General features: G+C 37.0%; 1 protein-coding gene. It reads right to left on the bottom strand.

Annotation, left to right across the window (positions count from 1 at the left end):
- The coding region (locus tag H4O21_RS28470) for a DUF4331 family protein (RefSeq protein ID WP_220495880.1) at positions 1–362 on the bottom strand (362 nt) is incomplete at both ends.

Raw genomic sequence — 362 nt, 5'->3', positions numbered from 1 at the left:
ATTTAACCCTGTTTGCGATGGAACTACTGGACCAAAGAAGTACATCTTACCGTCTCTTGGAATAGCTTGAATTACTAAATCCTCAACATTGTCTCCAGTATTATCAATATTAAACTCTACCAGTACATTTTCACTAAATGAAGCGCTAGAGGTGTTAGCAGGACTAATTAAGCCTTGTACGTTGGCCACAAATACCAAATTATTTGTGTTTTCGCCTTGGAAAGCGTAAAAATCGGTTACATCGCTAGTACCGCCAGCTACTGCAGGTGCATCTATATGATCTGCAGCAATTACGAAGAAACTAGCTATTGCTAAAATTCCAACGCCTAAAATTGTTTTTAAATTTTTCATGATTTTGAGAT

The organism is Oceanospirillum sediminis (genome assembly GCF_014164585.1).
Lineage (GTDB): Bacteria > Pseudomonadota > Gammaproteobacteria > Pseudomonadales > Halomonadaceae > Oceanospirillum > Oceanospirillum sediminis.
Note: the sequence above shows the minus strand (reverse complement) of the source record. Positions and strands in the feature narration are given on the sequence as shown.